General features: G+C 63.5%; 12 protein-coding genes. All 12 read left to right on the top strand.

Annotated features, from left to right (window positions below; genetic code table 11):
• Nucleotides 1-77: 77 nt before the first annotated feature.
• The 12 genes from mmsA (at nucleotide 78) to ACNJX9_RS26700 (ending at nucleotide 13,192) form a co-directional block, all read left to right on the top strand.
• A complete protein-coding gene (gene mmsA, locus ACNJX9_RS26755) occupies nucleotides 78-1,655 on the top strand; it encodes a multiple monosaccharide ABC transporter ATP-binding protein (protein ID WP_057758944.1) in 1,578 nt (525 codons plus the stop codon).
• On the top strand, nucleotides 1,652-2,842 hold the full coding sequence (gene mmsB, locus ACNJX9_RS26750; RefSeq protein ID WP_057758942.1) for a multiple monosaccharide ABC transporter permease: 1,191 nt from the start codon (nucleotides 1,652-1,654) through the stop codon (nucleotides 2,840-2,842). Before mmsA ends, mmsB begins: the two co-directional genes overlap by 4 nt.
• Before the next feature lie 169 nt (nucleotides 2,843-3,011).
• Nucleotides 3,012-3,152: a hypothetical protein gene (locus ACNJX9_RS26745; protein WP_157083801.1), complete on the top strand. Its 141-nt coding sequence runs from the start codon at nucleotides 3,012-3,014 to the stop codon at nucleotides 3,150-3,152.
• A 191-nt stretch (nucleotides 3,153-3,343) separates the two neighbouring features.
• On the top strand, nucleotides 3,344-4,597 hold the full coding sequence (locus ACNJX9_RS26740) for a sensor histidine kinase (protein WP_245317398.1): 1,254 nt from the start codon (nucleotides 3,344-3,346) through the stop codon (nucleotides 4,595-4,597).
• A gap of 39 nt (nucleotides 4,598-4,636) precedes the next feature.
• On the top strand, nucleotides 4,637-5,299 hold the full coding sequence (locus tag ACNJX9_RS26735; protein ID WP_271602163.1) for an HAD family hydrolase: 663 nt from the start codon (nucleotides 4,637-4,639) through the stop codon (nucleotides 5,297-5,299).
• A gap of 6 nt (nucleotides 5,300-5,305) precedes the next feature.
• Nucleotides 5,306-6,256, top strand: coding sequence for a sugar-binding transcriptional regulator (locus tag ACNJX9_RS26730; RefSeq protein WP_439405018.1), 951 nt, complete (start codon nucleotides 5,306-5,308; stop codon nucleotides 6,254-6,256).
• A gap of 322 nt (nucleotides 6,257-6,578) precedes the next feature.
• The gene (locus ACNJX9_RS26725; RefSeq protein WP_439410135.1) at nucleotides 6,579-7,832 is read left to right on the top strand and encodes an ABC transporter substrate-binding protein; all 1,254 of its coding nucleotides are present in this window, start codon (nucleotides 6,579-6,581) and stop codon (nucleotides 7,830-7,832) included.
• A 149-nt stretch (nucleotides 7,833-7,981) separates the two neighbouring features.
• Nucleotides 7,982-8,854, top strand: a complete 873-nt coding sequence (locus tag ACNJX9_RS26720) for a carbohydrate ABC transporter permease (RefSeq protein ID WP_057759115.1) — start codon at nucleotides 7,982-7,984, stop codon at nucleotides 8,852-8,854.
• Between the two features lie 4 nt (nucleotides 8,855-8,858).
• Nucleotides 8,859-9,689 (top strand): carbohydrate ABC transporter permease, encoded by an 831-nt coding sequence (locus ACNJX9_RS26715; protein ID WP_057758936.1) that lies wholly within the window; start codon nucleotides 8,859-8,861, stop codon nucleotides 9,687-9,689.
• Between the two features lie 15 nt (nucleotides 9,690-9,704).
• The gene (locus tag ACNJX9_RS26710) at nucleotides 9,705-10,712 is read left to right on the top strand and encodes an ABC transporter ATP-binding protein (protein ID WP_439405017.1); all 1,008 of its coding nucleotides are present in this window, start codon (nucleotides 9,705-9,707) and stop codon (nucleotides 10,710-10,712) included.
• A 20-nt stretch (nucleotides 10,713-10,732) separates the two neighbouring features.
• Complete coding sequence (locus tag ACNJX9_RS26705; RefSeq protein ID WP_439405015.1) at nucleotides 10,733-11,506, top strand: SDR family NAD(P)-dependent oxidoreductase; 774 nt, start codon at nucleotides 10,733-10,735, stop codon at nucleotides 11,504-11,506.
• Between the two features lie 39 nt (nucleotides 11,507-11,545).
• The gene (locus ACNJX9_RS26700) at nucleotides 11,546-13,192 is read left to right on the top strand and encodes an FGGY-family carbohydrate kinase (protein ID WP_439405014.1); all 1,647 of its coding nucleotides are present in this window, start codon (nucleotides 11,546-11,548) and stop codon (nucleotides 13,190-13,192) included.
• Nucleotides 13,193-13,203 lie beyond the last annotated feature (11 nt).

Below are 13,203 nucleotides of genomic sequence, written 5' to 3'. Positions count from 1 at the left end.
ATCGTGCCCGGAATCTCGAGGTTCCGGGTTCGCCCTTCGGGCGCCCCGGAACGACGACGATCTAGGAAAATGATGCAATGACCGCCATGCTGGAGATGCGCAACGTCAGCAAGAGCTTTGCCGGTGTGCAGGCGCTGCGTGACGTCAATTTCTCGGTTGAAGCCGGGCAGATCCATGCCCTCGTCGGCGAGAACGGCGCCGGAAAATCAACCTTGATGAAGGTGCTGAGCGGGGTCTACCCGGCGGGCAGCTATGAAGGCACCATTATCTTCGAGGGCCAGGAGCGCCGGTTCCGCGACATCAACGATTCCGAGGCGCTCGGCATCATCATCATCCATCAGGAGTTGGCGCTGATTCCGCTGATGTCGATTGCGGAGAATATTTTTCTCTCGCATCCGCCGTCAAAATTCGGCGTGATCGATCGCGACCAGGTGTACCGGCGCACGCGCGAGCTGCTCGCGCAGGTCGGTCTGAAGGAATCGCCGGATACGCTGATCACCGATCTCGGCGTCGGCAAGCAGCAGCTTGTCGAAATTGCCAAGGCGCTGTCCAAACGCGTCCGGATGCTGATCCTGGATGAGCCGACCGCGAGCCTGAACGAGGCCGATAGCGCTGCACTGCTCGAACGCCTGATGAAGTTCCGCGAGCAGGGCATCGGCTCGATCCTGATCTCGCACAAGCTCAACGAGGTCGCCCGCGTCGCCGACCACATCACCGTGCTGCGCGACGGACGCACCGTCGACGGTATCGACTGCCGCGCCGAGCCGATCCAGGAAGACCGCATCATCCGCAGCATGGTCAATCGCGACCTTGCCCATCGTTTTCCCGAGCGCAGCGCCAAGATCGGCGAACCGGTGCTCGAGGTTTCGAACTGGTCGGTCTATCACCCCATCCATCCCGATCGGCAGGTGATCAAGAATGTCAATTTCGGCGTCAAGCGCGGCGAGGTTGTCGGCATTGCCGGGCTGATGGGGGCCGGTCGCACCGAGTTCGCCATGAGTCTGTTCGGCCGCTCCTGGGGGACCAATATCAGCGGCCGCATTGCCCTCGAGGGTCACGAGATCGTGCTGCCGACCGTCGCGGCCGCCATCGACGCCGGCCTTGCCTATGTCACCGAGGACCGCAAGCAGCTCGGCCTGATCCTGGCCGACGACGTGCGCAAGAACATTACACTGGCAAGCCTCGACCAGGTCGCACCGGGGCGGGTGATCGACGACATCGCCGAGCTGAAGGTCGCCAGCGATTACCGTAACCGGATGCGGATTCGCTGCTCCGACGTCTACCAGGAGACCGGCCAGCTGTCCGGCGGGAACCAGCAGAAGGTCGTGTTGTCGAAATGGCTGATGACCGACCCCAAGGTGCTGATCCTGGATGAGCCGACAAGGGGCATCGACGTCGGTGCCAAATACGAGATTTACTGTATTATCAACGAACTGGCGGAGGCCGGCCGCGGCGTTGTGGTGATCTCTTCGGAGATGCCCGAGCTGCTCGGCATCTGCGACCGCATCTGTGTCATGAACGACGGGGCCTTCGTCGGCGAGTTCCCGGGCGCTGAGGCGACACAGGAAAACATCATGCGCGCTATCATGCGCAACGAACGAAGCAACGGAAACGGCGCGGCCAGGGCCGCGGAGATGGGAGGATCGCAGCCATGACCGACAAGACGGTGTCGCTGCCCGAGGAGCGCCGGCACGGCAGCTTCATCAAGAACAATTTGCGCAACTACGGCATGCTGATGTCGCTGATTGCGATCATGCTGTTCTTCCAGGTCATGACCAGCGGCACGCTGTTGCAGCCGTTGAACCTGACGAACCTGGTGCTCCAGAACAGCTACATCGTCATCATGGCGCTGGGCATGCTGCTGGTGATCGTCACCGGCCATATCGACCTGTCGGTCGGATCGGTCGCCGGCTTCGTCGGTGCGGTCGCCGCGCTTCTGATGGTGACATACAAGGTCGACTACACGCTCGCCTTCCTGATCTGTCTTGCGGTCGGGGCGGCTATCGGCGCGGCGCAGGGCTATTGGGTCGCTTATTTCAAGATCCCGTCGTTCATCGTGACGCTGGCGGGCATGCTGGTGTTCAAGGGCCTTGCGCTTGCCGTGTTGCAGGGCCAGTCGCTCGGGCCGTTCCCGCCGACCTTCCAGAAGCTGTCGTCGGGCTTCATTCCGGAGCTGCTGCCAGAGGCCGGCACGCTGCATCCCACTTCGATGCTGATCGGAGCGGTGCTGGCGCTCGGTCTGGTCTACGCCAGCGCCAAGAGCCGCGCGCGCGAGGTGTCGCACGGCATCGAGGTTGAACCCTACGCGTTCTTCCTCGGCAAGAGTGTCGTGCTCGCCTTTGCCGTGCTCTATTTCACCTATTTGATCGCGACTTACCGCGGCCTGCCCAACGTGCTCGTGATCATGAGCGTCCTGATCGCGCTCTATGGTTTCGTCACCCGCCGCACCGTGATCGGCCGCCAGATCTATGCCGTTGGTGGCAACGCCAAGGCGGCAGGCCTGTCGGGCATCAAGACCGAACGGCTGACTTTCTTCACCTTCGTCAACATGGGCGTGCTCGCTGCGCTCGCCGGTCTCGTCTTCGCCGCGCGCCTCAACACCGCGACGCCGAAAGCCGGCCTCGGCTTCGAGCTCGACGTCATCGCAGCCTGCTTCATCGGTGGCGCTTCGGCCTATGGTGGCGTCGGCCGCGTCGGCGGTGCCGTGGTCGGCGCCATGATCATGGGCGTGATGAACAATGGCATGTCCATCCTCGGCATCGGCATCGACTACCAGCAGGTCATCAAGGGCCTGGTGCTGCTCGGAGCTGTGTGCATCGACGTCTATAACCAGCGACGATAGGGAATAGATTGCTCGCGGGGCGGGGCTCCGGCACCGCCCTCGTACGGTCCAATTTTCCTCAAATCCCATCACGGCATTGGCATCGCGACCGAGACCGATGCCTCGCCTTGACCATGATTTGGGCTAAGATCCAAGGGTTGCCGAACAGCGCACGGGCAGGTCAGCACCAGTGGCGGCTCGCATCAACGAAATGACGGACGACGAGTATGAGGTGCGGCTTCGCATCCTCGTGCGCATCGTTTCCGTCTGCACCCTGGGACTGATGTCCTTCGCGGCGGGTTTGCTGATCGGCGCCTTTGTTCTGTTTTGACCGGAGTGATCACGCCACCGGGCGGCGATCTCTCGACCGCGGCCGGTCGCTTCTTCAAAATCCCGGTGAAGGCCGCGCCGCGTCCGAAGGCCGATGGCTGTGACGCCGCCTGGCCTGTTGATCTAGATCAACCGACGACCAATCCCGCGCGAATTTCATGCAGTTGGCGCAAGGGATCACGGGGAATTTGAGTGACGAGCACAGTGAGGTCATCGCCCGCATCGGAGGTGATGCTGGTCTCGACATTGCCGGCGTTGCAGCTGATCTACGATACCGCCCCGATCGGGCTCGCCTGTCTGTCGCCGGACTGCCGGTATCTGCTGATCAACCAGCGCCTGACCGAAATCTGCGGTATCTCCGTCGAGGGACATCTCGGGCATACTGTGCGGGATTGCGTGCCCGCGTTGGCGGAGTCAGTCGAACAGATCGTGCGTTCGATCATGGTAACGGGCGAGCCAGTGATCGGCATCGAAGTGGCGGGGCAGCGGGCTGATCAGCTCGATGAGCGCTCCTGGGTCACCTATTGGCATCCGCTGCGGATGCCAAATGGCGAGATCGTTGCGGTCAATGTGGCGGCTGAGGAGATCACCGAACGAAAGCGGGCCGAACGCGAAATCCGCGGTGCCAGAGATGCTGCCGAAACGGCGCTTCGGCACTTGCGCGATATCCAGGACTCCCTGATCGAGGCGGAAAAGCTCGCCGCGCTCGGACGTATGGTCGCAGGCGTCGCGCACGAGATCAATACTCCGCTCGGCAGCAGCCTGACGGTGGCTTCGACGCTCCAGCGCAAGGCCGAACAGTTCGCGGCGGACGTCGCGCGCGGTAACCTCAGGCGTTCGACATTGATCGGGTTTCTGGAATTGGTGAACGATGCGTCGGCGCAACTGGTCACCAATCTCGGACGAGCCGCCGAGCGCGTCCAATCGTTCAAGCAGGTTGCGGCCGACCAGACCGAGTCCCGTCGACGAAGCTTTGACGCGGGGGAACTGACCGGCCAGGTGCTCTCGCAATTCGCGCGGCAGCTTCGACAGCGTGGCATCGCGCTCAGCGTCAACTGCATGCCGGATCTTGCGATGGACAGCTATCCCGGGCCGTTTGGCCAGGCTCTGACCAATCTCACCGTCAATGCGATGACCCACGCATTCCCCGGCGGCCAGCGTGGGACCATCAACGTATCGATCGGCCCCTCCGGCCAGGAGCATATCGCGCTCTCGTTTGCGGATGACGGCTGCGGCATGGCGCCGGACGTGGAGCGGCGGGCATTTGATCCTTTCTTTACGACGCGCCGGCACGATGGCGCGAGCGGTCTTGGCCTGCACATCGTCCACAGCATCGTCGTCGATCGGTTGGGCGGGCAGCTCCGGCTTGAAAGCAAGCCGGGCGGCGGAACGCAATTTCAGCTCGTCCTGCCGCGGGTTGCCCCGGCGCGGCGTACCGAGCTTTGAACCATTGCTCATCATCTGGGTATATGATCGAATGACGGGATGGACCTGGACCGGCCAAAACCCGATCTGATCATCTTCGATTGCGACGGCGTGCTCGTCGACAGCGAACTGCTCAGCTGTCGCTGCCTGTCCGAGGTGCTGGCGCTGTTCGGCCTTCAGCTCAGCGTGGAGCAGGCGCTCGAGCTCTTCCTCGGACGCAGCACGGGGGCGATCGAGCAGCATTACCGCGAGCTCGGCCAGGTTCTGCCGAGCGAATTCCTTCCGCGACTGAAGGCGCGCGTGCTCGAGACGTTTGCCGGCTCGCTCCAGCCGATTCCCGGCGTCGGCACCGTGCTGTCGAGATTGAAGACGCCATGCTGTGTCGCATCGTCGAGCGACCTTGACCGCGTCTCGCTGTCGCTTGAGGTCACCGGTCTCGCCCCGCATTTCGGCGATCGGCTCTACACCGCGCAGATGGTCAGGTACGGCAAGCCGGCTCCGGATCTCTTTCTCCATGCCGCCGGCAAGATGCAGGCCAGCCCTTCTCGCACCCTGGTGATCGAGGACAGTGTCAGCGGCGTCCAGGCCGCCAAGGCGGCCGGGATGATGGTCTGGGGATTTGTCGGCGGTGCCCATTATCGGAGCCGCGACGGCCGCGCTATATTGTCCGCCGCCGGGGCCGATCGGGTCTTCGCGCAGATGAGCGATTTCTGGGGGGCGTGAGGCCGCATGGCCGCCGAGAACGAAAAATCCAGGCTCGACGACGCCGCGCGCGCCGGCTGGCTCTATTTCATTGCCGGCCACACCCAGGACGAGATCGCAAAAATGCTGCAGGTGTCGCGCGCCTCGGCGCAGCGATTGGTGTCACTGTGCCTCGCCGAGCGGCTGATCACGTTCCGGCTTGAACATCCGATCGCAGCCTGCATGGAGCTGGCGGCGCGCCTGAAGGAGCGCTTTGATCTCCGCCATTGCGAGGTCGTGCCGGCCGATCCAGCCTCGCCGCAGTCCAACGCCGGAATTGCCGAGCGTTGCGCCAATCTGCTCGATGCGACGCTGCGCTCTGAGACACCCGTGATCGTGGCGCTCGGCACGGGGCGGGCCGTGCGCGCCGCGGTCGAGCGCGTCACCCCGATCGACCGGCCCAACCATCAGATCGTATCGCTGGTCGGCAACATCTCCGCGGACGGTTCGGCGAGCTTCTACGACACCGTCGGCCGGCTCGCTGACCGCACCGGCGCACGGCACTATCCGATGCCGCTGCCGTTCCTGATGTCGTCTGAGGACGAGCGCAACAGGATGGTTCGCATCGAGCCGATCGCGAAGGTCAAGGCGGTCGCCGCCAAGGCCGATCTGCGTCTTGTCGGTATCGGCCAAATGGATCAGAGAGCGCAGGTCCATATCGACGGCTTCGTCACCCGCGATGAATTGTTCGAGATGATGCGGCAGGGCGCGATCGGCGAGATCACCGGCTGGGCCTATGATTCCAAGGGCCGATTGCTCAAGGCCGGCACCAACAAGCGCCTCACCAGCATTCCGCCAGAGGTGCCCGCGAAGGCCACGACCATCGGCGCCGCGGTCGGTGCGGCCAAGGTGTCCGCGATCGCAGCAGCCCTAAACGGGCGCCTGATCAACGGCCTGATCACGGACGAGGCCACCGCAAGGGCGATCCTGGAGCGGTAGGCGTTTGGTCCCGCGAAGGTCTCTGCGTCGTCATGGTCGGGCTTGACCCGGCCATCGACGTCTTTCTTGCAGCACTGAGAACGTGGATGCCCGGGACAAGCCGGGGATGACGACCTTCGATGAGGATCAGCTCGCATCCTCCCGCACCGCAGCACTCATAACTTGCCAAAACGCACGCGCGCCTGCTTGACATCTGCGGCACCTCAGCCGAACATACGCCCAACGCGTGGGCATATGCTCAAAACGCGAGTTGAGGGAGGACACCGTGAAACACATCCTGGGCGCCGTCTGCGGCGCGTCCGTACTGCTTGCCGTCCCCGCGATGGCCGAAACGACCCTGACGATCGCCACTGTCAACAATGGCGACATGATCCGCATGCAGGGGCTGACCGGCGAATTCACCAAGGCAAACCCGGACATCTCGGTCAAATGGGTGACGCTGGAGGAGAACGTGCTGCGCCAGCGCGTCACCACCGATATCGCCACCAAGGGCGGTCAGTTCGACGTGTTGACCATCGGCACCTACGAGGTGCCGATCTGGGCCAAGAAGGGCTGGCTGGTGCCGCTCGCTAATCTCGGCGCCGACTACGACGTTGCCGACCTTCTGCCGAAGATCAAGGACGCCGTCTCCGTCGACGGCAAGCTTTATGCCGCGCCATTCTACGGCGAGAGCTCGATGGTGATGTACCGCACCGATCTGTTCGACAAGGCCGGCCTGAAGATGCCGGAAAATCCGACCTGGGATTTCGTCATCGATGCCGCCAAGAAGCTCACCGACAAGAACGCCGGCGTCTACGGCATCTGCCTGCGTGGCAAGGCCGGCTGGGGCGAGAACATGGCGTTCCTCTCGGCGATGGCCAATTCATACGGCGCGCGCTGGTTCGACGAGAAGTGGGAGCCGCAGTTTAACACGCCGGAATGGAAGACGACGCTCACGACCTACGTCAATCTGATGAAGGACGCCGGCCCTCCCGGCGCGAGCTCGAACGGATTTAACGAGAACCTCGCACTGTTCAATGCCGGCAAGTGCGCGATGTGGATCGACGCGACGGTCGCGGCGTCCTTCGTCACCAACCCGAAGGACTCGAAGGTTGCGGACCAGGTCGGCTTTGCGCTGGCGCCCAACACAGGGCTCGGCAAGAACGCCAACTGGCTGTGGGCCTGGAGTCTGGCGATTCCCGCAGGCTCCAAGAAGGCCGATGCGGCCGAGAAGTTCATCGCCTGGGCAACGAGCAAGGACTACACCAAGCTCGTGGCTTCGAAGGAGGGCTGGGCCAACGTGCCGCCGGGTACGCGCACCTCGCTCTACCAGAATCCTGAGTATGTGAAAGCCGCGCCCTTCGCCAAGATGACGCTGGCATCGATCGACGCAGCCGACCCGAACAAGCCGACCGTGAAGCCGGTGCCTTATGTCGGCGTGCAATATGCCGCGATCCCCGAATTCCAGGGCATCGGCACGCAAGTCGGGCAGCAGTTCTCGGCCGCGCTTGCGGGATCGATGACGGTCGACGCGGCGCTGGCTGCGGCGCAATCTGCCACCGAGCGCGAGATGAAGCGCGCCGGCTACATCAAGTAAACCCGAGCTCTCCCTGAGCTCAAACTCGCGGCCATCCACTCCTTGCGCGATGGATGGCCGCCTTCTTCCCAAGGTTTTATTTTGACGCGTTTTCTTTCCGCGAACCGGTCTCCACTTCGCTCGAAAACGCTCTGAGGGAGATCCCGAGGATGGCAACCCGGCAGACGCAGTTTCTTGCGCGGTCGCTCCTGACGCCAGCCGTCGGACTGCTGTTCATCTGGATGATCGTTCCGCTCGCGCTGACGCTCTATTTCTCTACGCTGCACTACAGCCTGCTCGATCCGGGTTCGGAGGCATTCATCGGGCTCGAAAACTTCCGCTACTTCCTCACCGACCCGGCCTTTCTCGCCTCGCTCCAGAACACGCTGGTGCTGGTCGGCTCCGTGCTGGCGCTGACGATCGTGCTCGGCATTCCCCTGGCACTGTTGCTCGACCAGCCCGTGGTGGGCCGCAATTTCGTGCGGCTGATGGTGATCGCGCCGTTCTTCGTGATGCCGACGGTGAGCGCGCTGGTCTGGAAGAACCTGCTGATGCACCCGGTCTCAGGTCTGTTCGCCTGGCTCGCCAAGCTGGTCGGGCTCACGCCGATCGACTGGTTCAACGACGTGCCGCTGTTCTCGGTGATCCTGATCGTGGCCTGGCAATGGCTGCCATTTGCGACGCTGATCCTGCTGACCGCGCTACAATCGCTCGACGAAGAGCAGAAGGAAGCGGCCGAGATGGACGGTGCCAGCGCGATCTCGACCTTCATCTACATCACGCTGCCTCATCTGGCGCGTCCGATCACCGTGGTGATCCTGATCGAGACCATCTTCCTGCTGACGGTATTCGCCGAGATCTTCGTCACCACCGGGGGCGGGCCGGGCCTGCAAACCACCAATATCGCCTTCCTGATCTATTCGCAGGCGCTGATCCAGTTCGACGTCGGCAGCGCCTCGGCGGGCGGACTCGTCGCGGTGGTCATCGCCAATATCGTCGCCTTCTTCCTGGTCCGAATCGTCGGCCGCAACCTGGAAGCCTGAAATCATGGCGCGCAAGTCAACAACGCAGCGAGTGGTGGTCTCGACGATTGGGGCCTGGTTCTTCGGCTTCCTGATTTTCTTCCCGATCCTGTGGATGGTCCTGGCCAGTTTCAAAACCGAGCTCGAAGCTTTCGCGATCCCGCCGTCGTTCCTGTTCTTCCACTGGACCACGGAGAATTACGCGACGGTGCAGGAACGCAGCGATTATTTTCTCCACGCCATGAACTCGATCATCATCGCCGGCGGCTCGACGCTGATTGCGCTCCTGATCGCAGTCCCCGCAGCCTGGTCGATGGCGTTCTCGCCGACCAAGCGCACCAAGGACGTCCTGCTCTGGATGCTTTCGACCAAGATGATGCCGCCGGTCGGCGTGCTGGTGCCGATCTACCTGATCTACAAGAGCTTTGGCTTGCTCGATTCCCGCATCGGCCTGGTCTTCATCCTCTGCCTCGGCAATTTGCCGATCGTGATCTGGATGCTGTTTACCTATTTCAAGGAGATCCCGCGCGACATTCTCGAAGCCGCGCGTATGGACGGCGCCACGATCGGCCGCGAGCTTGTCTACGTCCTGACGCCGATGGCGATCCCGGGGCTGGCGTCGACCTTACTGCTCAATTTGATCCTGGCTTGGAACGAGGCGTTCTGGACGCTGAACCTGTCGACCTCGAACGCCGCGCCGCTCACCACGTTCATCGCATCCTATTCCAGTCCAGAAGGACTGTTCTGGGCAAAGCTGTCAGCGGCCTCGACGCTGGCGATCGCGCCCATTCTCGTCCTCGGTTGGTTCAGCCAGAAGCAGCTCGTGCGCGGGCTCACCTTCGGCGCGGTGAAATAAAGGGGCTGCCGGATCATGGGTCAGATCACACTTCAGGGCGTGCAGAAATCCTTCGGCCCCGTGCATATCATCAAGGGCGCCGATCTCGACATCGCCGACGGCTCCTTCGTCGTCTTTGTCGGTCCTTCCGGCTGCGGCAAGACCACGCTGCTTCGGCTGATCGCAGGCCTCGAGGACGTTACCGGCGGCGCCATCCTGATCGACGGCAAGAACGTCGTCGACACGCCGCCGGCCAAGCGCGGCCTGTCGATGGTGTTCCAGTCCTATGCGCTCTATCCGCATATGAGCGTGCGCGGCAACATCGGCTTTGGCCTGAAGATGGCAGGATTGCCCAAGGACGAGATCAATCGCAAGGTCGAGGCGGCCGCGGCGACGCTGAACCTCACGCCCTATCTCGACCGCAAGCCGAGAGAGCTCTCTGGTGGCCAGCGCCAGCGCGTCGCGATTGGACGCGCCATCGTCCGCGAGCCCAAGGGATTCCTGTTCGACGAGCCGCTGTCCAATCTGGACGCCGCCCTGCGCGTGCAGATGCGCATCGAGGTGACGCGGCTCCAGAAACAGCTGGGCACCACCGCGATCTATGTCACCCACGACCAGGTCGAGGCCATGACCATGGCCGACAAGATCGTCGTGCTCAACGCCGGCAAGATCGAGCAATACGGCTCGCCGCTGGAGCTCTACGAGCGGCCCGCCAATCTCTTCGTCGCCGGCTTCATCGGCTCGCCCAAGATGAATTTCGTCACCGGCGACAGCGCCGTGCAGCAGGGCGCGGCCACCATCGGCGTGCGGCCGGAGCATCTCAAGATCGAGCGCGACGGTGGTGGCGGCTGGCAGGGCACGATCGCGGTCGCCGAGCACCTCGGCAGCGACACCTTTCTTTATGTCGATGCCGGGCCGCTCGGGATGTTGACCGCGCGCTACATCGGCGAACTGAGCCTGCATGCCGGCGACCGCGTGTCGCTGCTGCCGGACCCCACGCGCATCCACCGCTTCGACGCGAGTGGCAATGCGATCAGGAACTAACAAGAAACGGGACTACGATCATGTACCTGGAAAAATTCAAACTGAGCGGCAAGACCGCGTTTATTACAGGCGGCGGGCAGGGTATTGGGCTCGCCTGCGCGGAGGCACTGGCCGAAGCTGGCGCCGAGGTGATCATCGGCGACCGCGACAGCAAAGTCGCCGGCGACGCCAAGGCCAGCCTGAAGGCGAAGGGTTATGACATCGAGACCGCGATCATGGACGTTACCGACACCAAACGGGTGGCGGAGGTGGCGAACGATCTCGTCGCCCGGCACGGCAAGGTTGACATCCTCGTCAACAACGCCGGCATTGCGCGCAGCGAAACCCCGGCCGAGACCGTGACCGATGAGCACTGGCTCAACGTCATCGATGTCAATCTCAACGGCACCTTCTGGTGCTGCCGCGAGTTCGGCAAGCATATGCTCAAGGCCAAAAGCGGCGCTATCGTCAACGTCGGCTCGATGTCCGGCTTCATCGTCAACAAGCCGCAGGAGCAGTGCTTCTACAATGCCTCCAAGGCCGGCGTGCACCATCTGACCAAGTCGCTGGCTGCCGAATGGGGCGCGCGCGGCATCCGCGTCAATGCGGTGGCGCCGACCTATATCGACACGCCGCTCAACGCCTTCGTGAAGAGCACCCCGAAAATGTACGACGCCTGGATCGGTGGAACTCCGATGGGGCGGATGGGGCAGGTCGAGGAGATCGCCTCGGTCGTGCTGTTCCTGGCATCTGAGGCCGCGAGCCTGATGACCGGCAGCATCGTGCTGGTGGATGGCGGCTACACTTGCTGGTAGGCTTGCCGTCAAAACTGACGGAAGCCACCGGGAGCGACAATGCCGCGAGCGTATATCGGCGTCGATGTAGGGACCACGAGCACGCGGGCAGGGGTGTTTGACGAGGCGGGAACGCTGCTTGCGACCGCCAAGCATCCGATCCGGGTCTGGCACGAGGCCGGCGACATCGTCGAGCAGTCCTCGCAGGACATCTGGGAGGCCTGTGTCAAATCGGTGCGGGCGGCGACGGCGGAGGCGGCCATCGCGCCCGACAGTGTCGGCGGCATCGGTTTCGACGCGACCTGTTCCCTGGTTGTGCTCGACCGCGAGGGCGAGCCGGTCACGGTCAGCGCCTCCGGCGAGAAGCAACGCAACGTCATTGTCTGGATGGACCATCGCGCCATCGCCGAGGCGCGGCTGATCAACGAGACCGCAGACGACGTGCTGCGCTATGTCGGCGGCTCGATCTCACCCGAGATGGAGATGCCGAAGCTATTGTGGCTCAAGCGTCATCTGCGCGCGAGCTTTGATTCCGCCGGGCATTTCTTCGATCTGGCAGACTATCTGACCTGGCGCGCGACCGGATCGCTGCAGCGCTCGACCTGCACCGTCACCTGCAAATGGAACTATCTCGCCCATGACGGCGGCGGCTGGAGCGCGCCGTTCTTCAAGCGCATCGGCCTGTCCGACTTCGTGAGTGAAAAATACGCCCGCATCGGTACCGAGATCGTTGCCCCTGGCACGCGGCTCGGCGCCGGCCTCACCAGCGCCGCCGCCGTCGATCTCGGCCTGTCCGCGGGCACCCCGGTCGGCGCCTCCCTGATCGATGCTCACGCCGGCGGCATCGGCGCGATCGGCGGACGCGACGGGTCGGGCGGAACGACTGACGTCACCGATCGTCTGGCCTACATCATGGGAACGTCGGCCTGCATCATGGCGACGACGAAGGATCCGTGCTTCGTGCCGGGCGTCTGGGGACCCTATTATTCCGGTATGGTGCCGAACTTCTGGCTCAACGAAGGCGGCCAATCGGCCGCCGGCGCGGCGATCGACCACCTTCTCAGATCGCATCCGCGCCATGCCGAGGCGAGTGCGGCGGCGAAGAATGAGGGTGTCGACCTCATCGAGTTTCTCGAGCGCCGCATCATCGCGCACGCCGGCGATGCCAGCCGCGCGGCACTGCTCGCCCGCGACGTCCATGTGCTCCCCGAGTTCATCGGCAACCGCTCGCCTTACGCCGACCCCGATACGCGCGCTGTGATCGCCGGCCTCGATCTCGACACCGATGTCGGTTCGATGGAGCGGCTCTTCGTTGCAGGCCTGTGCGGGCTCGCTTATGGACTCGCCGAGGTGATCGAAGCCTTTGCCGCGCATGGCGTTCATGCCGGCATCATGATCATGGGCGGCGGCGCCAGCCGCAGCCCCTTGGTGCGGCAGATCATGGCCGATACCACCGGCCTCACCGTCGCGTTGCCGCAGACCAGGGAGCCGGTGCTCTTGGGCGCCGCGATGCTCGGTGCGGTCGCCGGCGGCGCCTATGCCTCGATCGGCGAGACCATGGCAAAGATGTCGGCGCTCGGGCGCAAGAGCGAACCGACCGCGCCCGACATGGCCGCATTTCACACCAGGAAGCGCGAGGTGTACAAGCTGCTGCGCGAGGTCGATCGCGACAGTCGCGCGGCGATGCGCGACATCGCCAAGAGTTAGAAGGACCTGTT

The sequence above is a fragment of the Bradyrhizobium sp. BLXBL-03 genome, assembly GCF_051853015.1.
In the GTDB taxonomy this organism is placed as follows: domain Bacteria; phylum Pseudomonadota; class Alphaproteobacteria; order Rhizobiales; family Xanthobacteraceae; genus Bradyrhizobium; species Bradyrhizobium manausense.
This window is presented reverse-complemented; position numbering and strand designations above follow the sequence as displayed.

Excerpts from the sequence above, each read along its gene's own strand:
- mmsA (WP_057758944.1), top strand. The coding sequence starts at position 78 with ATGACCGCCATGCTGGAGATGCGCAACGTCAGCAAGAGCTTTGCCGGT.
- mmsB (WP_057758942.1), top strand. The coding sequence starts at position 1,652 with ATGACCGACAAGACGGTGTCGCTGCCCGAGGAGCGCCGGCACGGCAGC.
- ACNJX9_RS26735 (WP_271602163.1), top strand. The coding sequence starts at position 4,637 with ATGGACCTGGACCGGCCAAAACCCGATCTGATCATCTTCGATTGCGAC.
- ACNJX9_RS26730 (WP_439405018.1), top strand. The coding sequence starts at position 5,306 with ATGGCCGCCGAGAACGAAAAATCCAGGCTCGACGACGCCGCGCGCGCC.
- ACNJX9_RS26725 (WP_439410135.1), top strand. The coding sequence starts at position 6,579 with ATGGCCGAAACGACCCTGACGATCGCCACTGTCAACAATGGCGACATG.
- ACNJX9_RS26720 (WP_057759115.1), top strand. The coding sequence starts at position 7,982 with ATGGCAACCCGGCAGACGCAGTTTCTTGCGCGGTCGCTCCTGACGCCA.
- ACNJX9_RS26715 (WP_057758936.1), top strand. The coding sequence starts at position 8,859 with ATGGCGCGCAAGTCAACAACGCAGCGAGTGGTGGTCTCGACGATTGGG.
- ACNJX9_RS26710 (WP_439405017.1), top strand. The coding sequence starts at position 9,705 with ATGGGTCAGATCACACTTCAGGGCGTGCAGAAATCCTTCGGCCCCGTG.
- ACNJX9_RS26705 (WP_439405015.1), top strand. The coding sequence starts at position 10,733 with ATGTACCTGGAAAAATTCAAACTGAGCGGCAAGACCGCGTTTATTACA.
- ACNJX9_RS26700 (WP_439405014.1), top strand. The coding sequence starts at position 11,546 with ATGCCGCGAGCGTATATCGGCGTCGATGTAGGGACCACGAGCACGCGG.